The following is a 19,852-nucleotide window of genomic DNA, read 5'->3' on the forward strand; positions in this document are numbered from 1 at the left end:
CGCTGCTGGCGAATGACCAACGCTATCTGCTCAGCTCGCGCGAGCGCATTTTCGGCTATGGCTATACCGACTCCGCCGAACTGTTGGGGGATGTTCTGGCAGGCAGGGCAGATTTCCTGCGCCGCCTCACAGTGCCGTCCGGCGAGGGGCTGGCGGGGCGTTGGGACAATGTGACGGGGGGGCTGACGATAGCGCTGGTTCCGGGTGGCAAGCTCGAAGTCCAGATCAACACCAACGAGCCGGTCACCGCGCGATGGGTTTGCGACATTCAAAGCATCGGCCGGCCGGTCGGCGGCGTGCTCGAGATCACGTCCGAGGAGGACGGCTCTACGCTCAGACTGACGCGGATCGGGCAAACGTTGAAGGTCCAGGCCGAGGCACCAGCGGGTAAAGCGACTTGGACGCCGGGATATTGCGGGCTGAACGGCTCTGTGGACGGCGATTACTTTTCGATGAAGCCGCGTCCCGGCAAGGGGTGACTGCGCGAACGTTCCACATCGGATCACCTTCTTGGATGTCAGCGCCTTATCGCCGCAGCCAAAGGCCGAGATGGTGGATAAGGCGCCACTCACCGGCTGTGCGGACGAGATAGACCTTCACCTCGTCACCCACCTGCGGGGTCAGCCGCAGCGTGTTGGTCCCGCCGAGCCAGGAATTGGGTACGACGACGTTGCGTTCACCGGTGAAGCGCAGGTTTCTCTCACCCGACGCAAGCCGGCCCTTCTCGATCGTTCCACCTGAAATTAGCGCGCGGCCGCACGATCATCGCCTGCGGGACCATGAGGAAGTGTGGGGCATCGGTAGCGAAGTAGGCGTCGGCACGCTATGCAGGGCTGGTGGCCGGTCCTACGAAATCGATCCAAATCGCCGCTGAACCGGAGGCTGCGGAGCCAGGCGCGCCCGGAGTCGTACAGGTTAAAGTCTGGCTGTTGGGGATCAGTCCGATGGTATGGCGGAGAGTGCAAATCTCCGACGGCGCCACCTTGCGCGAACTGCACGGTGTGATCCAGGTGGCGATGGGATGGGAGGGCATTCACCTTTATCAGTTTCGTCTGCGCTCCCGGTGCTGTGGCTCGTGGGAACTGTGTGCCTCTTCGCCGGACGTGACGCTGGCATCGCTGAAACAGTGGACCAGGCGCGGAGCTCATCTGTTGCTGCAAACGCGCACCCGTACCCTCGACGGCACGCTTCGACCTTTGTTCGAGCGATGGTATCCGGGCTTGGCAAATGACAATTTCAGCGACACCGCCTCTGGGCAGATCGCCGCAGCGTGAATGCCCGACTGTCCGCAGTTCGGAAGCGCAAAGAGAGCGCTGAGCTTTCATGATTAGGTCTTCAGACCGAAGCTGCCGATCGGATTCATACAGATGCAGTCGATCGATGCGAGCCCGGCCACCGTTCGGAGACAGTAGGTTTGGTCAGAAAATATGTGACCGATGCTTTTTTGAGAAAGGCGCGATGCCGCAGCGGCTACCGACGGCCCGCCTCCAAAGCGTTTCCGCGTTCGTGCTTCAAACCCGATTTACGAAAAGGGAGTGGGGCCACGGCAAGGGGCCACGAAGTTTGCTGCGGCGCAGCATCGGCAGGAAAATCAACTGGTTAGGGCGTCATTGCGATTCCCTTCACCTCGCAACTAGTGTTTACGTGAAGACTTACTCAAGTCGAAAGCGACGATTGCCGCAAGCTTCGCCTCGACTTTAATTCGCACGCCCCGCCCGGCTGGCAGTAGATTAAACGCGCTTGCGCCGCTTGCACGTTATGCTTGCTTCTGGAATTCGCCTTTAATTACCTTCCCGCCCGCCCGAAGCTGATCGAGATGGTCTGACCACCACTGCGCCATCTTCACACGCTCGGCCCAATGTGCGCCGCGGTGGTAGGCAGCCCGCACTTTGTCGCGTTCCCCGTGCGCGAGCGCGCGCTCGATCGCGTCGGGATGCCAAAGGCCACACTCGTTCAGCAGCGTGCTCGCCATTGCGCGGAACCCATGGCTGGTCATTTCATCATGCTCGTAGCCCATCCGCCTGAGCGCCGTGTTGAGGGTATTTTCGCAGATCGAACGCTTGGTCGTGTGCAACGCGGGAAACAGGAAATCGCTGGATCGACTAACCGATCGCAATTCCTGCAGCAGATAGAGCGACTGGCGCGAGAGCGGCACCGCGTGGGCCTGCTTCATCTTCATGCGTTCAGCCGGGATGCGCCAGACCTTGTCGGCAAAATCGATCTCGCTCCAGAGCGCTTGGCGCAGCTCTCCGGGCCGCAGGAAGACGTGAGGAGCCAGGCGCAGAGCAAAGAGCGTCTCCGGCCGTCCGCTGTAATCCTCAATCGCGCGCAGAAGTTCACCGACCTTGATCGGGTCGACGATCGCTGCGTGATGTTTGACGCGTGGCACGGTAAGCGCGCCGCGCAGGATGTCTGCAGGATTGCGATCGACACGAAGGGTCGCAAAGCCATACCGAAACACACGACCCGCGAAGGACCGTAGCCTCAGCGCCGTTTCGTGATGACCGCGGCGTTCGACGCGCTTCAGCACGTCAAGCAGTTCATGTGGGGTGACGGCAGCGATCGGGCGCTTTGCCAGAGCATCCAGCAACTCGAGAAACCACCGTGCCTTCTTCACGGTGGCGGGCGATTTCCCCTCCCGCTCCATCTTCTGGATGAACTCCTCGGCGACCAGCCCGAAGGTCGTCGCCGCCGCAAGTTCATCCTTGATGCGGCGCTGCCGCTTTTCCTCGACCGGATCGATCCCATCCTCAAGTTCGGCGCGCAGCGCGTCCCGCTTTTTGCGGGCATCCTTCAGCGTCACATCCGGGAAGCTGCCAAGCGACATTTTGCGCTCGACGCCGAACACCTTGTAGCGGAACCGCCACAGAAGCGCGCCAGTCGGCTGCACCAAAAGGAACAGCCCATCGGAGTCGGGAACCTTGAACGGACGCGCTGCGGGCTGCAGCGCACGAATCTGGACGGTCGTCAGCACGGTGGACCACGCCTCCTCAAAATCTCGTGGTCCACCGATTCGTGGTCCACTTTGAGTGATCCTTAGCGGAACAAAGTGAGATTTCGCGGGATCAACAGGAGGCAATATATCGCAGTTTTCTGCGGTTTTCTACAATGTTCTCAATATGTACTGGTGCCGCTTACAGGACTCGAACCTGTGACCCCCGCATTACGAATGCGATGCTCTACCAACTGAGCTAAAGCGGCATCTTCGCGGCCGGCGATAGGGATCGTCGGTCGTGAGGCCGGGCGCTTATCAGGCGGAATGTTGCGTGGCAAGCGCAGGATAGCGCAAAATCGCACGCCGCGCCGATTTACGCGGCGTTTACCAAGGCGGATGCACAACCGCTCGAGAAACGGGATTCGATGGCGAATCGCGCAAAGGGTCGAATGGCGCATGGATGATGTTTGCGGGCTCGAGGCCGACCGGAACGGAGCGGGGGATATCGACACCCGCGCTGGCGATGTCGATGAGCCGCAGTTCGATATCGGCACTGATGAGCGGCGCATGCATGTGCGTGCCTACAACCATTGGGTCTCGCTGTTGCGTGGGCGTGCCTATCCGGCGATCGCCGATCTGGACCCCGCTGGTATCGCCGATTTCGAATCGAATGGTGTGCTGCTCGATTTCTCGGCAGGTGTCGAAAATCCCGCGATTTCGTTCGTCGGCCAGGCCTTGCGCGAGGAATGCGCGATCGACGCGTCCATCACGCACATCTCGCAAGTGCCGAGCCGTTCCCTGCTGTCGCGGCTTACCGACCATTATCTCCAAATCATCGCCAATACCGCGCCGATCGGGTTCGAGGCCGAATTCGTCAACGCGCGCGGGCACAACACGCTGTACCGTGGCATCCTGATGCCGTTCTCCGCGCACGGCGAGTCGATCGACTTCATCTACGGCGTCATCAACTGGAAAGAGTTGGTCGACCACGCGACGCAGGCGAGGCTCGATACCGAACTCGCCGTAGCGGTTCGCGGTGGGCCGACGAGTGGCGCGGCGCTCGCCTGGGCCGATGGGCCGAGCGGTGCGCTCGACGCCGATCCGGTCCTGCCGATCGCTTCGAGCGCCACGACGGTGCTCGATCACCTCGCGCTTGCGCGTGAGAGCGCCGAAGCGGTGCGGGTTGCCGAGGCGAAGGCACGCGATGCGCTCTACCGTGCGCTTGATCGTGCCTATGCGTTCGCGGCCGCGGCGAATGCCGATCCGCGCGGCTATGAGGCCTTGCTGGAAGACGCTGGCGTCCCGCTTCATCTGCACGCGCCGATGGCGTCAGTGGTCCAGCTCGTCTTCGGCATCGACTATGACGGAGCCCGGCTGACCGACTATGCAGCGGTGCTCGCCTACGCACATCGCAGCGGCGTCGCCACCGAAGGGCTGCGAGCTTTTCTCGAACAGGCCAAAGATGGTATCGACGGCATCGTCAACGCGGAGCGCGGTGCGCGCGCTGATCCGTCCTGAACCATGCGACGAAATACGCGGGCAACGTGTTTGGTGAAGCGATGCCCGATATCGTTCGGGACGCACCAGACGTATCCGTGCTGCTTAATCGAGCAATCCGCCAGGCGAGTGCCCGATTTTTTCGCATAAGGTGACCCGCTATAGGGTGCCGCAACCAAATCCGCGCCCTATAGAGTTCGCACACGAACACGCATGGGACGAGGCATGGCAAAGACGATGCAGAAATCGCTGGCGGAGGCGCTCGCCGCCCGGTTGACCAAGAGCGCGCTGCCCGGCGAGTTGCAGGGATTCGACAAGGCAGCGTGCAAGGAGGCTGCGGCGTTCGTCGCGATGACGGGCGCGAAGCGGCGCCCCGGCACGCCGGTGCTCGCACTGGAGCCGCTCGCCGCGACCGATCCGCGCCGCCGCATGCGCCTCTCCATCGTCAACGACGACATGCCGTTCCTGGTCGATTCGATCGCGGCGGTGATCGGCGCGCATGACGTCGCGATTGATCGGATCATCCATCCCGTGATCGGCGCGACGCGCGATGCCGAGGGCAATCTCACCGCGATCGGCGATGCCGGAGCGGGTGGCACGTCGGAATCGATGATCTATCTCGAACTGGAACGCGCCGACGCGCGCGACCGGCGCGAGCTGATCGCCGCGCTCGAACACAGCCTCGCCGACGTGCGCGCGGCGGTGCAGGACTGGGACGCGTTACAGGCGGCAATGGCCGCCGATGCGGAAACGCTCGGCGACAGTGAGGGCGGGGCGCTGCTCCGCTGGTTCCTCGATCGCAACTTCACCTTGCTCGCGCATGAGCTGTGGCACGACGGATTGGTCTCCGCGCTCGGCATCGCGCGTAATGGCCATGCCGTGCCGATTCTCGCGGAAACCTCGCGCGACCTGGCGATGGCGTGGTTCGCGAAGGGCGGCGAGGCGCCGCTGCTGCTCAAGTCCAACCAGATTTCGGCGGTCCATCGGCAGGTGCCGCTGGATCTCGCGCTGGTGCCGGTTGTGAGCGATGGCAAGGTGGTCGGCCTCTCGATCCATGCCGGGTTGTGGACGAGCGGCGCGGTTGCATCGTCGCCGCAGGACGTGCCGGTGCTGCGCACGCGCCTGGCCGCGCTGGAGAAGAAGTTCGGCTTCGATCCCAGGGGCCATGCCGGCAAGGCGCTGACCCATGCGCTCGCCTCGTTGCCGCACGACCTCGCGACCGGGTTCGCGCCCGAGGCGCTTGAGGAGCTCGCGCTCACCGCCATGTCGCTCGCCGACCGGCCGCGGCCCAAGCTGGTGCTGGTGCGCAGCATCCTCGGCCGGCATCTGTTCGCGTTCGTATGGCTGCCGCGTGACGACCTCACCACCGGGCGGCGCGTCGCGATTGGCGAACTGCTGATCGAGGCGGCGAACGGCAGCCTGCTCAACTGGGCGATCGCGATGGACGGCGTGACCGCGCTGATGCGCTATACGCTCGATCTGCGCGGCGCGGGGGTGATGCCCGATGCCGCCGCGCTCGACGCACGGATCGCGCGGATGGTGCGCGGCTGGGCGCCGGCGGTCGAGGCTGCGCTCGGCGAACAGGTCGAGCCGGCACGCGCGACTCGGCTGGCGCTGCGCTATGCGGCGAGCTTCCCGCAAGGGTATCGCAACGCCAAACCGCCCGAGGAAGCGGCGAGCGATATCGTCCGCCTTGCGCGACTGGAAACGCCCGACGCGCGATCGGTCCGGCTGTACCGCGATGCCGCCGGCGCGCTTCGGCTCAACATCTACCGGCAGGGCGGTGCGCTGGCCTTGTCCGACGCGGTGCCGGTGCTGGAGAATTTCGGCTTCCGTGTGATCGAGGAGCAGCCCACCGCACTCACCGACGAGGGGCGGAGCTTCGTTCACGAGTTCCTCGTCGAGACGGCGGGCGATCCGCTGGCCGGGGATGTCGCGGTGCTGGAGGAGGCGATCCGCGCCGTGCTGGAGGGCGCGGCCGAGAATGACGCGTTCAACCGACTGATCGTCGAGGCGGGTGTCGCGCCGCGCTCGGTGGTGCTGCTGCGAGCCTGGTTCCGCTATCTGCGCCAGGCCGGGCTGACCTATGGCCTCGCCACCGTGTCGGATGCGCTGCGGCGCGCGCCCAAGGTCGCGGCGGCGCTGATCGAACGCTTCGACGCCGCGCATGACCCCGCGCGCAAGCGGCGCGACGTTGCCGCCGCCGACGCCGCGATCGAGCACGGCCTTGATGCTGTCTCGGCGATCGACGACGATCGCATCCTGCGCGCGCTGCGCAGCGTGATCGCCGCGACGTTGCGTACCAACGCCTTTGCCCCCGCCGGGCAGGCGGCGCTTGCGTTCAAGCTCGACAGCCATGCCATTCCGGGCCTGCCCGCGCCGCTGCCGTGGCGCGAGATTTGGGTCTATTCGCCGCGCATCGAGGGCATTCACCTTCGCGCCGGCCCGGTCGCGCGCGGTGGTCTGCGCTGGTCCGACCGGCGGGATGACTTCCGTACCGAAATCCTTGGGCTGATGAAGGCGCAGCGCGTCAAAAATGCGGTGATCGTGCCGACTGGCGCGAAGGGCGGCTTCTACCCCAAGCAACTGCCCGCGCCATCGAACCGCGACGCGTGGCTGGCCGAGGGGACCGAGAGCTACCGCGTGTTCATCCGCGCGCTGCTCTCCGTCACCGACAATATCGTCGAGGGCGCGGTGACGCACCCCGCCGATGTCGTCGTGCATGACGGTGACGATCCCTATTTCGTCGTCGCCGCCGACAAGGGCACCGCGACCTTCTCCGACGTCGCCAATGCGATCGCGATCGAACATGGCTTCTGGCTGGGCGACGCCTTCGCCAGCGGCGGGTCGGTCGGTTACGATCACAAGGCGATGGCGATCACCGCCAAGGGCGCTTGGGTGTCGGTGCAGCGCCACTTTGCCGAGAAGGGCGTCGACGTGCAGACTCAGCCGATCCGGGTGGTCGGCTGCGGCGATATGTCGGGCGACGTGTTCGGCAACGGCATGCTGCTGTCCAAGACGCTCAAGATCGTCGCGGCGTTCGACCACCGCCACATCTTCCTCGATCCCGATCCCGATCCGGCGGCAAGCTGGGACGAGCGCGCGCGCATGTTCGCGTTGCCGCGCTCGTCCTGGGCGGATTATGACGCGAAGCTGATATCCAAGGGCGGCGGCGTTTTCCCGCGCACCGACAAGGTCATCAAGCTCTCCAAGCAGGTGCGCGCGGTGCTGGGCATCGACGCGGCGGAGATGGAGCCGGGGGCGCTGATTTCCGCGATCCTGAAAGCGCCGGTTGATCTGCTCTGGTTCGGCGGCATCGGCACCTATGTGAAGGCCGCCGCTGAGAACAACATCCAGGTCGGCGATCCCGCCAACGACCGGCTGCGCGTCGATGCCGAACAGGTCCGCGCGACGGCGATCGGCGAGGGTGCCAACCTCGGCGTGACGCAAGCCGCGCGCATCGCCTTCGCGCTGAAAGGCGGGCGGATCAACACCGACTTCATCGACAATTCGGCGGGGGTCGATTGCTCGGATAATGAGGTCAACATCAAGATCGCGCTCAACCGCGAGATGATCGCGGGGCGGCTCGCCTATGAGAAGCGCAATACTTTGCTCGCCTCGATGACCGACGATGTCGCGCATATCGTGCTGGAGGATAACCGCCTCCAGACGCTGGCGCTGTCGATCGCGGAAGGTGCGGGGCCGCGCGACGTGCCGAGCTATGTGCGGCTGATCGAGATTTTCGAGGCCGGCGGCACCCTCGATCGCGCGGTCGAGGGGCTGGCGGCGAACGACATCCTCCTGCGCCGTGCGCAGGAAGGGCTTGGGCTGGCCCGGCCCGAACTGGCGGTGCTGCTGGCGACCGCCAAGCTCGCGCTGCAAGCGGCGATCGAACATGGCACGCTCGGCCAGGATGCTGATCTCGCGCCCGATCTCCACGCCGCCTTCCCGCCGGCGATGCGCAAGAAGTACAAGGCCGCGATCGACCAGCACCGGCTGCGTGGCGAGATCGTCGCGACCAAGCTCGCCAATCGCATCATTAACCGGCTCGGCATGCTTCATCCGTTCGAACTGGCCGAGGAGGAGGGCGCGGCGCTCGCCGACATCGCCGCGATGTTCGTGGTTGCCGAGCGGCTGTTCGACCTGCCGACGTTGTGGGCGGAGATCGAGACGGCAGTGATGCCTGAGGCGGCCCGCATCGCCTTGTTCGACGAGGTTGCGGTGGCGACGCGCTCGCACATCGCCGATCTGCTCCGCGTGACGAAGAGCGGCACTGGACCTGGCGCGGTGATGGCGCGGATCGGCGCGGGGATCGTCCAGCTCGATCGCGAGACCAAGGCGCTGTTGCTGGAGGAAGCGAGTAGCCAGAGCGCGCGCATCGCCGCCAATCTCGAAGCGGTCGGCGCGCCGCGCGCGCTCGCGCAGAAGGTGGTGCGGCTGTTCGAACTCGATGGCGCGGTCGGGCTTGCCGATCTCGGCCAGCGCGTCGGACTCGACGAGATCGTGCTGACGCGCGCGTTCACCCGGCTCGGGCAGGCGCTCGGACTCGACTGGGCACAGGCCAATGCCGCGCGCATCGCGTCGAGCGATCCGTGGGAGCGGCTGCTGATCGCGGGCCTCGCGCGCGATTTCCAGCAATTGCGGCTGGAGTTCCTCGCACGCGGTGCCGAAGGCGCCAAGGCGGCTGATCCGCAGGCACGCGTCGAGAGCTGGCTTGCGGACAACGCCAGCCGGGTCGCACAATTCCGTGCCGGCATCGATCGTGCGCGCAGCACGCCCGCGCCGAGCGCGGCGATGCTCGCGCAGATCGCCGGGCAGGCGCGGGTGTTGCTCGGGCGGTAGGCGGGGGCGGGCGCGCGCGCCGCCCTGCCGATCACTCCCACCGTTCGCACTGAGCTTGTCGAAGTGCGTGTCAGGAGCGGAACGTTTGCGGCACGCACTCGACAAGCTCAGGACGAACGGTGGAAGTAGATAATCTTCCCAATCCGTCCGCGCACAAAAAGGGCGCCCGGATCGCTCCGGGCGCCCTTTCTTATCTCAAGCGCGCCGCGGGCAAAGCCCGCGTCGTCGGTCGCCGCTTGCGCGGCGCCGGCCGGGCTGAGGCGTGCGCCCTTGGGGCGCACCGGCGCGGAGCGTTGCTCCGCGCCTCGCCTCAGCCGCTGTAGTACATGTCGAACTCGACCGGGCTGGGTGCCATTTCCCAGCGATACACTTCCGGCCACTTCAGCTCGATATAGGCGTCGATCTGGTCCTGCGTGAACACGCCGCCCTTGAGCAGGAAATCGTGGTCGGCGATCAGGCTCTCGAGCGCTTCGCGCAGCGAGCCGCAGACGGTCGGGACGAGCGACAGCTCGGCCGGCGGCAGATCGTACAGGTTCTTGTCCATCGCCTCGCCGGGATGGATCTTGTTCTGGATGCCGTCGATGCCGGCCATCAGCAGCGCCGAGGTGCCGAGGTACGAGTTGGCGAGCGGATCGGGGAAACGGAACTCGACGCGCTTCGCCTTGGTGCCGGCACCATACGGAATGCGGCACGATGCCGAACGGTTGCGCGCCGAATAGGCGAGCAGCACAGGGGCCTCGAAGCCCGGCACCAGCCGCTTGTAGCTGTTGGTGGTCGGGTTGGTGAAGGCGTTGATCGCCTTGGCGTGCTTGATGACGCCGCCGATGAAGTACAGGCAGGTGTCCGAGAGACCCGCATAGCCGTTGCCGGCGAAGGTGTTCTCGCCCTTGTTCCAGATCGACATGTGCGTGTGCATGCCCGAACCGTTATCAGCCTTGATCGGCTTGGGCATGAACGTTGCGGTTTTGCCGTAGGCCTGCGCGACCATTTTGACGACATACTTGTAGATCTGGATGCGGTCGCAGGTCTCGACCAGCTTGCCGAAGGTGAGGCCCAGTTCGTGCTGGCCACCGGCGACCTCGTGATGGTGCTTGTCCATCGGCAGGCCCATTTCCATCAGCGTCGAGACCATCTCGGCGCGGATGTCGGTGGTGACATCGACCGGGCCGACCGGGAAATAGCCGCCCTTGGCGCGCGGACGGTGGCCGAGGTTGCCGCTCTCATAGGTCGTGCCGGTGTTGGTCGGCAGTTCGACGTCGTCGAGCTTGTAGTAGCTCGAAGCATAGGTGTTATCGAATTCGACGCTGTCGAACATGAAGAATTCGGGTTCGGGGCCGACATAGATGGTGTCGCCGAGGCCGGTTTCCTTGAGATACGCTTCGGCGCGCTTGGCGGTCGAACGCGGATCACGCGTGTAGAGCGAACCGTCCGAAGGCTCGACGATGTCGCAAACGATGATGAGCATCGGCGTCGCGCTGAACGGGTCGACATAGACTGCATCGAGATCCGGCTTGAGGATCATGTCGGACTCGTTGATTTCCTTCCAGCCCTCGATCGAGGAGCCGTCGAACATCAGGCCGTCGGTCAGTTCATTCTCGCCGATCACGTTCGCGCACATCGTCAGGTGATGCCACGCGCCCTTGGTATCGGTGAAGCGGACATCGACCCACTCGATCTCCTGGTCCTTGATCATCTTCAGGACGTCGTTTGCGGAATTTGCCATATGCCCCAACCCTTTCTGGTTCGCTCAAAGTCCGGCTCGGCCGGAGAATCACTGTTGCTCCCGGAAGAGCATTGCCTGTCACATTATGCTGCGGCGCGTCAAACCGCGTTCGTCACACCGCATCCTCGTTGCGTTCGCCGGTGCGGATGCGCAGCACCGTTTCGACGGGAATCACGAAGATCTTGCCGTCGCCGATCCGGCCGGTCTGCGCTGCGGCGGCGATCGCCTCGACCACGCGGTCGGCGATGCCGTCTTCCACCACCACTTCGAGTTTCACTTTCGGCAGAAAATCCACGACATATTCGGCGCCGCGATACAATTCGGTATGGCCCTTCTGGCGGCCGAACCCCTTGGCCTCGGTCACGGTGATGCCCGACACGCCGACTTCGTGGAGCGCTTCCTTCACCTCATCGAGTTTGAACGGCTTGATGATCGCCTCGATCTTTTTCACGTAAACGCCCCCGGTTTGTAAACGGCACAACACCCGCGCCGCGCCTTACAACAAACGTGCCATCCGCACGCGCGGCCTGCAACCTCACAAAGCGGCGGTGAGATGCGTTGCGAATGCCTAACGCACGCGCAGTAGGGCGAGAGGTGCCGTATTTTGTGGCAGCCAAGATATGCCGCGAGCGGCCCAACACCGATCGTCACCCCAGCGCATGCTGGGCGACGAATATTGCGACGTTGCGGAAAAGCGGTAGTCGTCGGGACGCCTCAATAGGGCGGGCGATCAAAGCCTTTGGGGCTGCCGGTGAAGATTTCGCAGCCGTCCTCGGTGATGCCGATCGAATGCTCGAACTGCGCCGACAGCGAGCGGTCGCGCGTCACCGCCGTCCAGCCGTCGTCGAGCAGTTTCACGTCGGGGCGGCCGATGTTGATCATCGGTTCGATCGTGAAGATCATGCCCGGCTTCAACTCCGGCCCGGTGCCGGGGCGACCGACATGGACGACCTCGGGCGCATCGTGGAACATCTTGCCGACGCCGTGGCCGCAGAAATCGCGCACCACGCCGTAGCGGTGGCTCTCGGCATGGCGCTGGATGACATGACCGATGTCGCCGAGATACTTGCCCGGCTTGGCCTGCTCGATGCCGAGCATCAGGCATTCATAAGTGACATCGACGAGCCGCTTGGCTTTGATCGGCACGTCGCCGATCAGGTACATGCGGCTGGTGTCGCCGTGCCAGCCATCGACCAGCGGCGTCACATCGACGTTGACGATGTCGCCCGATTTGAGCGTCTTGTCGCCGGGGATGCCGTGGCAGACGACATGGTTGATCGAGATGCAGCACGAATGCGCATAGCCGCGATAGCCCAAGGTCGCCGGCACCGCGCCATGATCGAGCGTGAAGGTGCGGACCAGATCATCGATCTCGCCGGTCGTCACGCCCGGCACCATGTGCGGCACGATCAGGTCGAGCGTCTCGGCGGCGAGGCGACCAGCGCGGCGCATGCCTTCGAATGCCTCGGGGCCATGCAGCTTGATCGCGCCGGTGCGGCCGGTGTCCGAGTCGGCGGTGACGGTGATGTAGTCGGTCATCATCTTGATATAGCGACAACAGGCAGGCTTTGCGAGATCGGCCGGCACAGGCTATGCGCTTGTCCATGAACGAGCGCATCTGGACGGCCGCGCTGGCGGTGATCGGCGACGAAATCCTGTCCGGCCGGACGCAGGACAAGAATGTCGCGCAACTCGCGAGCTGGCTCAACGTGCAGGGCATCCGCCTCGCCGAGGTGCGGATCGTGCCCGACAAGACCGAGGCGATCGTCGAGGCGGTCAATATCTTGCGCGCGCGCAACGATTATCTGTTCACCACGGGCGGCATCGGCCCGACGCACGATGACATCACCGTCGATGCGATCGCCGCCGCTTTGGGGGTGGGGGTGGTGTATCATCCCGAGGCGCTTGCGGTGCTCGACGCCTATTACGCGACACGCGGCGGGCTGACCGAGCCGCGCAAGCGCATGGCGCGCGTGCCCGACGGGGCGGGGCTGATCGAGAACCGCATGTCGGGCGCGCCCGGCATCCATGTCGAGAACATCTACGTGATGGCCGGTGTACCGCACATCACTGCGGGCATGCTCGATGCGCTGACCGGCACGCTCGAAGGCGGGCGTCCGGTCGTGGCGGGGACGATCGGTTGCTGGGTGGCCGAAAGCGAGATCGCCGATCTGCTTGGCGCGACGGAGCGCGCGTTTCCGGGCGTGTCGATCGGCAGCTATCCATTCTTCCGTGATGGCCGCACCGGCGCGAATTTCGTCGTGCGCGCGACGGACGCGGTGCTGGTCGACACCTGTCTCGCCGAACTGAACGCGCGGCTGGAGGCGCTTGGGCACGCGGTGGTGGCGGGCGGCATCTAGGCAACGGCCACGCTCCCGCCACGTTGGGGCGCAAGCGCCATGTGTCGGCCTGGAGTATGCGTGTCTGTGTTCTGGCGGGTGTTCGGCGGCACGCCCAATCCGCGCAACGGCGATGGCCTTCCCGACGGGCGAATCGCCTATGCGATCTTCCCCGGCAATGGCCGCGACGCCGCGATCGACTGGCCGATCGACCATGCTGCGCTCGATCGCGAAGCGAAGGCGCGGCTCGACGCGGCGGGCGGGGCGGGGGTGCTGAGCGCCTGCGTGGGAAAGGCATCGCCGCTCCCGTCGTGGGCATCAGCGACACGCACCGGTTCGAACAGGGCCGCTGACAGTGTTCCGCCCTCAAAGGGGCAGTCGCCTGGCGCATCCGCATGCAGTGGACGCCGCGCAGCGCGAGTGCCGAGCGACGCGCGCAAACGCATTGACCTGCGCCCGAAGACGGTGCAACTGACGACGCGATGCGGGTGTAGCTCAATGGTAGAGCAGAAGCTTCCCAAGCTTACGACGAGGGTTCGATTCCCTTCACCCGCTCCATTTTCCGATCTCAGGACATCCCCCAGAGATTTGTAAACCGCAGAAATCTGCGGTATTTTTCGGGTCATCCGGCTCGTGACCGCTCGCCCCGTCCCATGAAAGCGCAAGCGCAGGTTGGGCCTTTTTTCGAGAATTTCGGGCCTTATATCAGACGGGATCTGAATAGTCAGGATCCCGCTTTCGTTCACTTGCCCGTATGCAGCGGCGCGCGAATCATGCGCATTTCCCCAAAGATACCGCAATATTCCGGCTTGAAGTCCGGCTCCGGGTTATAGAGATTGGGAAAGCGTGTGCAGACCTTGTCAAGCACGATGGCCAGAATCATCCGGGCCAGGCGGTTGCCGAGGCAAAAATGTGTGCCGGTTCCGAATGTCGTGATGTCCCGCGCCTTGCGATGAATGTCGAACTTCAACGGATCGGGATATTTGATGGGGTCGTAATTCGCGGCCTGCGGCGAGACGAGAACCGGCGTGCCCTTGGCAATCAGGGTGCCGCCCAATTCGGTATCGCAGGTGGCAAACCGGACAAAGGTATACAAGCCCGATGTCTGGTAACGAAGGCATTCCTCCACCGCGTCGGGAATCAAAGAGCGATCGGCGATGATCTCATCGAACTGGCCCCGGTGTTTGCACAGGTTGGTCAACATGGCGGCGGCGACCGCAGCCGTGGTGCCCTGTCCACCGGACAGGGTGGCCAAGAGATTAGCGACAATTTCCTCATGTGTGATCAGTCCGGCCTCGTCCATGCGCTTGACCAGTCCGGTGAACAGATCGTTCTCGCGGGGGTGGGCGCGGCGCTCTTCGAGGATCGCGTTGATCGTATTTACTACGCCGATGAAGGATTGGTTGAAATCAGGCGACCGCGCCTGCCCTGGTTTGATGTTGGAATCGACTTCCAGTTCATGCTGCAACCGACGAAAGGCAGCCTGGTGCTCAGGGTTCGTAATGCCAAGCGTACCTTCAATAAGGATTCGCTCGATCAGTCTGTACGAAAAGTCTTGATAGGCATCGAACGGACCGCCTAGCGCCTCGACTTCATCGAGCATTTTTTCGATAATCTGTTCGGCTGATTGGCGCAGTTGCTTGATCGCTTTGGGGCCGAAATATGGATCAAAGGCAGCGCGAACACGATCGTGATCTTTACCATCCTGAGCACCGATATGCATTGCGCCGTCGGCGTAGTCGAATCGCTCATATCCGGGCTGTTTGGGAATCTCCGAGGAGAAACGGGCGGCATCGATGTGGACCGTGCGAAGGTCAGCATGGCGGCCGACGACAACGTGAACGATCCCCTCGTTGACGACGTAGAACGGGCGTCGCTGGCCCCATTCGGCAAAAATGCCATCGCGAGCATGGTTTCGCAAGTAATCGCCGCCCAGGTCGATATCGACAACATTATCCGGGTCCAAGGCAATCAATTCTTTTGCGCTCGCCATAATATTATCCCCACCGTAAAGTTCTATCGAACGCGGTTTTTTATGATTTGCGCTCAGTTGTTTAGTTTAAGAAACATAATTGATCTTCCGCCAATGTGCGGGCGTGGCCTTTGTGCGGCGTCATTATGCGTGGGTTCCGCTGGCCGGACAATAAGCCGAGCGCCATTAATTCCGACAGCGCGTCAAACTTTGCGTCGGATCAGGTCGGTCCGATCATGGCGGTAGTGCCCCGGGCGAGGTGTAGGAAGCTCGTTCGTAGAGGTGAAGTGCGCGACGCTGAAGGGCGACGGCGCAATGTTGGCGCTATTCGGCCACCGCAAGGGCGCCTTCCGTGACCTGGCCGCCAGCGTGACGCGCATGGAGACTCTCTCGCCCAAGGGCCGCATCGACAGGGAATGCGTCAATGCCGAGATCGTGCGCCTGCAGCGGCTGTGGTCGGCGCAGACCGACGATGGGCGGGCATCCCTGCCGAAATCCTGGACGCAGCCGCGCTCGCCGAAATCGACCCGTTCGATCGCGTCCGGTTTGCCGAGACGGTTCACATATGCCGCGCGAATTCTTCCCCTCGCCGGTTGTGCAGGTGATCCAGAAGGACGCTTTCGAGCGCAAGGGCCTGCGCCAGATGCTGCTCGAGCCGGAGTTGCTGGCGACGATCGAAGCGGACGTGAACCTTGTCGCCGATCTCGTCGCGCTGCGCGGGGTGATGCCGGAGAAAACCAAGGAAACCGCCCGGATTGTCATCGCCAAGGTCGAGGCGGAACTGATGGAGCGGCTCGAACGCCGCACCGCCGACGCGATCCGGGGTGCGCTCGAGCGCTCGCGGCGCACCAATCGCCCGCGCTTCGCCGATATCGACTGGCCGCGTACGATCCGCGCCAACTTGCACCACTATCAGGCCGAGCACCGCACGGTGGTGCCCGAGCGGCTGATCGGCTTCCTGCGCCAGCAGCGCCGCATCGTCGATCTCGACGAGGTCGTGCTCTGTGTCGACCAGTCGGGCTCGATGGCGACCTCGGTGGTCTATGCCTCGATCTTCGCGGCGGTAATGGCGTCGCTGCCGGTGGTCACGACCAAGCTGGTGTGCTTCGACACCGCCATCGTCGACCTGACCGAAGAACTGGCCGATCCGGTCGAAGTGCTGTTCGGCGTCCAGCTCGGCAGCGGATCGCGACATCAAGCTGATCCGCTCGGACGCATAGAAGCGCCGGACGGCACCGCGCGCACGGCGTTGCGGTGCGTTTGGGTGCGGCGGTGGGCCGTGTGCCCATCGACGTTGCGCGGCTCGCGGATCGGCAGATGCCCAATTTGCATTGGTGCTGTGCCGGTTTCAGATTTGTCCTTCTCAGAACCTCTCCTACAACCCGATCAAATTAAAAAAAGAAATCGGGAGAGAATCTTGACCATGCGGAGCAAGCGCGCGCGCGGACGGCGCCACGGCCTTCTACTGCTTTCGACGGCGTGTGCGGCCGCGTTCCTGGCGGCGATGCCAGCGATGGCGCAGGAGCGGACCACCGCCCCGGCGCAGCCCGCAGCTCCCGCGGCCGACCCCGGAGCGGGGCTCGATCGCGGCCAGATCGAGGATATCATCGTCACGGCGCGCCGGCGTGAGGAAAGCGCGCAGGGCACGCCGCTGTCGATCAGCGCGATTTCCAGCGATCAACTCCAGCAGCTCAACATCGTTCGCATCGAAGGCATTAGCCAGCTCGCACCAAGCCTGCGCGTCACGCAGGCGAGCGGCAGTGGCAACGCGCCCGCTATCTATATCCGCGGCATCGGCACGCTTTCGACCGCCCTCTATGTCGAGCCCGCAGTCGGGATCTATGTCGATGGCGTGTATACGCCGCGCCCGAGCGGCAACACCTTCGACTTGCCCGACATCGCCAGTGTCGAGGTGCTGCGCGGGCCACAGGGCACGCTGTTCGGCCGCAACACCACAGGCGGCGCGATCCTGCTTTCGACGCGCAACCCGACGCCCGAATTCGGTATCAAGGCCGATTTTTCCTACGGTTCGTACAATGAGATCATCGCCTCGTCAGTCGTGCAGCTTGGTCGCATCGGCACTTCGCCCTTCATGGCCAAGGTATCGGCCCAGGTGCATTCGCGTGACGGCTGGGTGGAAGCGCCGGGCTATTCGCCGGCGAAATGGGGCGGTGCGCTCGACAGCTTCGGCGTCGGTGGCGCGATCCGGGGCGAGATGGGCGATTTCACGCTCGATCTTCGCGGCCGCTATAACGATCTGATTTCCTACACCGGCTGGGAGGCCCTGGCAGGCACCACAGTCGGGCGCGCCTATTTCGGCAATGCGGGCGTCGCCAACAATCGCCCGTTCCCGATCGGCGTCGGCCCGCGCGACTATAGCTATCGCGATCCCCGCAGCGACGGCAAATCGCAGGTCAAGACCTGGGGCGGCGTGCTGACGGCACAATATGATTTCAGCAAGGCGCTCCAGATCAAGTCGATCACGGGCTATAATAAAATCGACCAGAATCTGCGCGGCAATCTCGGCGGCGGTTCGACGCTGGGCGTCGTCGCAAATCCGGTTGTCCCCGGAAAGTTCATCGAGCCAGTGACGCCGCACGTCACGCCCAACAATCCCGGCACCCAGAAGCAGTTCACCGAAGAAGTTCAATTGCTCGGTGATGTCGGCGACTTCAACTATCTGGTCGGCCTCTATTATTACGACGAGAAGGTCGATGAGACGATCACCACGATCCTCAATTCGCCGCTCTCGGCAACCACCGCGATCCGCCTCAATCGCAGCACCAGCTATTCGATCGATTCGACCTCGCTCGCCGGCTTCGCCCAGATCGGCTGGAAGCCGTCCTTCGCGGGCGGCAAGCTCGAACTGGTCGGCGGCATCCGCTATACCGAGGACAAGAAGACGCTGGCCTCGCGGTCGGTATCGACAACCACCACCACGACGACGCTGACTCAGGCGCGCAGCGACAAATGGGACAATGTCGGTTGGATGGGATCAATCAGCTATCAAGCGTTGCCCGGAGTGCTGCTCTATGGCCGTGCCTCCTCGGCGTATCGCTCGGGCGGGTATAACGCGCCGACGGTCGGCGCACCGCCGTTCGGCCCGGAAACCGCGCGCAGTTACGAACTGGGCTTCAAGAGCGATCTGTTCGATCGGCACGTCCGCTTCAACGCCGCAGTTTACCAGACCGATTATGACGACCTCCAGGTCAATGGCTATAACATCTCGACCAACACCAACCAGCTAACCAATGCCGGCAAGGCGCGCTATCGCGGCTTCGAGGTCGAGGCGCAGGCGGGGCTGGGCGGGTTTCGGATTGACGGTAATGTCGGCTATGTCGATCCGCACTACAGCGAATACATCATCGCCGTGGGCGGGGCGCCGACCAACGTTGCGGATCAGGCGGCATTCGCCAACGTACCCAACTGGACGTATCATGTCGGCGGGCAATATGCGCTCGAGACGGCGTCAGCGGGTAAATTCACGCTGCGCGGCGATTTCACCGGCAAGGGCAATTCGCCGACCTATTCGCTGATATCGCAGGCACCCAACACCGCGCAGGTCCCGCTCTACGGCGTCGAGTCCAACGTCAGCCTGCGTCTCCTCTGGGACGGCACGGTCCGGGGCCGAAAGCTGCGGGCCCAGGTCTTCGTCGAGAATTTGACCAACAATCGCTATCTGACCTTCGTCACCGATTTCGGCGCGATCATGTCAGGCGTCTACAACCGTCCGCGCTATTTCGGAGCCTCGGTTGGGATCGATTTCTGATCGAGCTGCCAAAGCAAAAGGGTGCGTCCGGCGATCAGTCGCTGGGCGCGCTTTGGCGTCTCGACGGCAAGGTGGCGGTGGTAACGGGCGCGGCGGCAGGGATCGGCCGGGCCGTGGCCCGGCACCTCGCCGATGCCGGGGCCCGGACGATCCCGATCGATCGCCGGACGATCGAGGGCGCCGGGGCGCTAGCGATCACCGCCGACGTCTCGGACTGGGGAGGACTCGAACGCGCGGTGTCCGCGACCTTTGCCAGCATGCCGCCCGATATCCTGGTCAATGCCGCCGGCCTGTTCCCGTCGCGCGGCGTGCTCGATCTCGACGAAGCGCATTGGGACCTGCTGCTCGACGTCAATCTGAAGGGGGCGCTGCGGATGTCGCAGCTCGCCGCCCGGGCAATGATCAAGGCGGGCAAGAGCGGCGCGATCGTCAATATCGGCTCGGTCCAGGCAAACCGTCCGACCGCAGGCAAGGCCGCCTACGCCGCGTCGAAGGCCGGGCTGGAGGCGATCACCCGCGTGCTGGCGCGTGAGCTCGCCGATTCGGCGATTCGCGTCAACGCCGTCGCGCCCGGCCCGGTGCTTACCGAAGCCGCGATCGTGCGAATCGCCGAGATCGAAGCCTCCGGTGGTGCCTTTCCGCCGCGGGACAGCCGCGGCATGCCGGGCCGACCCGACGAAATCGCCCGCGTTGTCCATTTCCTCGCCAGCCCGGCTGCGTCGTTCGTGACCGGCGCGGTATGGTTGGCCGATGGCGGATCAACGCTGGATTGAGG

12 protein-coding genes, 2 tRNA genes and 2 pseudogenes are annotated in these 19,852 nt (G+C 64.0%); 10 read left to right on the forward strand and 6 right to left on the reverse strand.

Annotated elements, in window-relative coordinates; all coding sequences use genetic code 11:
* From EWE75_RS24955 to EWE75_RS25510, 4 genes and pseudogenes are all read left to right on the forward strand, one after another.
* On the forward strand, positions 1–479 hold a 479-nt coding region (locus tag EWE75_RS24955; RefSeq protein ID WP_165388310.1), incomplete at its 5' end, for a hypothetical protein.
* A gap of 31 nt (positions 480–510) precedes the next feature.
* Entirely contained in the window at positions 511–741 is a 231-nt protein-coding gene (locus tag EWE75_RS08840; RefSeq protein WP_130156576.1) for a hypothetical protein, read from the forward strand.
* Positions 742–836: 95 nt separating this feature from the next.
* Positions 837–1,064, forward strand: a pseudogene (locus EWE75_RS26050) (IS1096 element passenger TnpR family protein); the annotation flags it as partial.
* A 60-nt stretch (positions 1,065–1,124) separates the two neighbouring features.
* A pseudogene (locus EWE75_RS25510) lies at positions 1,125–1,274 on the forward strand (ISKra4 family transposase); the annotation flags it as partial.
* 482 nt (positions 1,275–1,756) lie between these two features.
* On the opposite strand, the gene EWE75_RS08855 reads toward EWE75_RS25510, so the two are convergent.
* Both EWE75_RS08855 and EWE75_RS08860 read right to left on the reverse strand, forming a co-directional pair.
* Complete coding sequence (locus tag EWE75_RS08855; RefSeq protein ID WP_130156578.1) at positions 1,757–2,974, reverse strand: tyrosine-type recombinase/integrase; 1,218 nt, start codon at positions 2,972–2,974, stop codon at positions 1,757–1,759.
* A 151-nt stretch (positions 2,975–3,125) separates the two neighbouring features.
* Positions 3,126–3,201: transfer RNA gene (locus EWE75_RS08860), tRNA-Thr, on the reverse strand.
* Between the two features lie 190 nt (positions 3,202–3,391).
* Between EWE75_RS08860 and EWE75_RS08865 the strand changes: the two genes are divergently transcribed.
* Both EWE75_RS08865 and EWE75_RS08870 read left to right on the forward strand, forming a co-directional pair.
* Complete coding sequence (locus tag EWE75_RS08865) at positions 3,392–4,453, forward strand: PAS domain-containing protein (protein WP_130156580.1); 1,062 nt, start codon at positions 3,392–3,394, stop codon at positions 4,451–4,453.
* Positions 4,454–4,657: 204 nt separating this feature from the next.
* The gene (locus EWE75_RS08870; RefSeq protein ID WP_130156582.1) at positions 4,658–9,274 is read left to right on the forward strand and encodes an NAD-glutamate dehydrogenase; all 4,617 of its coding nucleotides are present in this window, start codon (positions 4,658–4,660) and stop codon (positions 9,272–9,274) included.
* Between the two features lie 310 nt (positions 9,275–9,584).
* Here the strand turns inward: EWE75_RS08870 and glnA are convergent, their stop codons facing one another.
* The 3 genes from glnA to map all read right to left on the reverse strand — a co-directional run bounded on the left by glnA (position 9,585) and on the right by map (position 12,536).
* Entirely contained in the window at positions 9,585–10,997 is a 1,413-nt protein-coding gene (gene glnA, locus EWE75_RS08875) for a type I glutamate--ammonia ligase (protein WP_130156584.1), read from the reverse strand.
* A gap of 112 nt (positions 10,998–11,109) precedes the next feature.
* The gene (locus EWE75_RS08880; RefSeq protein ID WP_069206832.1) at positions 11,110–11,448 is read right to left on the reverse strand and encodes a P-II family nitrogen regulator; all 339 of its coding nucleotides are present in this window, start codon (positions 11,446–11,448) and stop codon (positions 11,110–11,112) included.
* A gap of 263 nt (positions 11,449–11,711) precedes the next feature.
* Positions 11,712–12,536, reverse strand: a complete 825-nt coding sequence (gene map / locus EWE75_RS08885; protein ID WP_130156586.1) for a type I methionyl aminopeptidase — start codon at positions 12,534–12,536, stop codon at positions 11,712–11,714.
* Positions 12,537–12,601: 65 nt separating this feature from the next.
* On the opposite strand from map, the gene EWE75_RS08890 reads away from it, so the two are divergent.
* Together EWE75_RS08890 and EWE75_RS08895 are read left to right on the forward strand one after the other, a co-directional pair.
* Positions 12,602–13,357: a competence/damage-inducible protein A gene (locus EWE75_RS08890; protein ID WP_206364728.1), complete on the forward strand. Its 756-nt coding sequence runs from the start codon at positions 12,602–12,604 to the stop codon at positions 13,355–13,357.
* Positions 13,358–13,820: 463 nt separating this feature from the next.
* A tRNA-Gly gene (locus EWE75_RS08895) sits at positions 13,821–13,894 on the forward strand.
* A 184-nt stretch (positions 13,895–14,078) separates the two neighbouring features.
* Here EWE75_RS08895 and EWE75_RS08900 read toward each other — a convergent pair.
* Complete coding sequence (locus EWE75_RS08900; protein WP_130156590.1) at positions 14,079–15,329, reverse strand: cytochrome P450; 1,251 nt, start codon at positions 15,327–15,329, stop codon at positions 14,079–14,081.
* A 544-nt stretch (positions 15,330–15,873) separates the two neighbouring features.
* Between EWE75_RS08900 and EWE75_RS08910 the strand changes: the two genes are divergently transcribed.
* Entirely contained in the window at positions 15,874–19,077 is a 3,204-nt protein-coding gene (locus EWE75_RS08910) for a TonB-dependent receptor domain-containing protein (RefSeq protein ID WP_130156592.1), read from the forward strand.
* Positions 19,078–19,148: 71 nt separating this feature from the next.
* Positions 19,149–19,850: an SDR family NAD(P)-dependent oxidoreductase gene (locus EWE75_RS08915; RefSeq protein WP_165388311.1), complete on the forward strand. Its 702-nt coding sequence runs from the start codon at positions 19,149–19,151 to the stop codon at positions 19,848–19,850.
* Positions 19,851–19,852 lie beyond the last annotated feature (2 nt).

Origin of the sequence: Sphingomonas populi, from assembly GCF_004208535.1 — a bacterium.
GTDB classification, from domain to species: Bacteria; Pseudomonadota; Alphaproteobacteria; order Sphingomonadales; family Sphingomonadaceae; genus Sphingomonas; species Sphingomonas populi.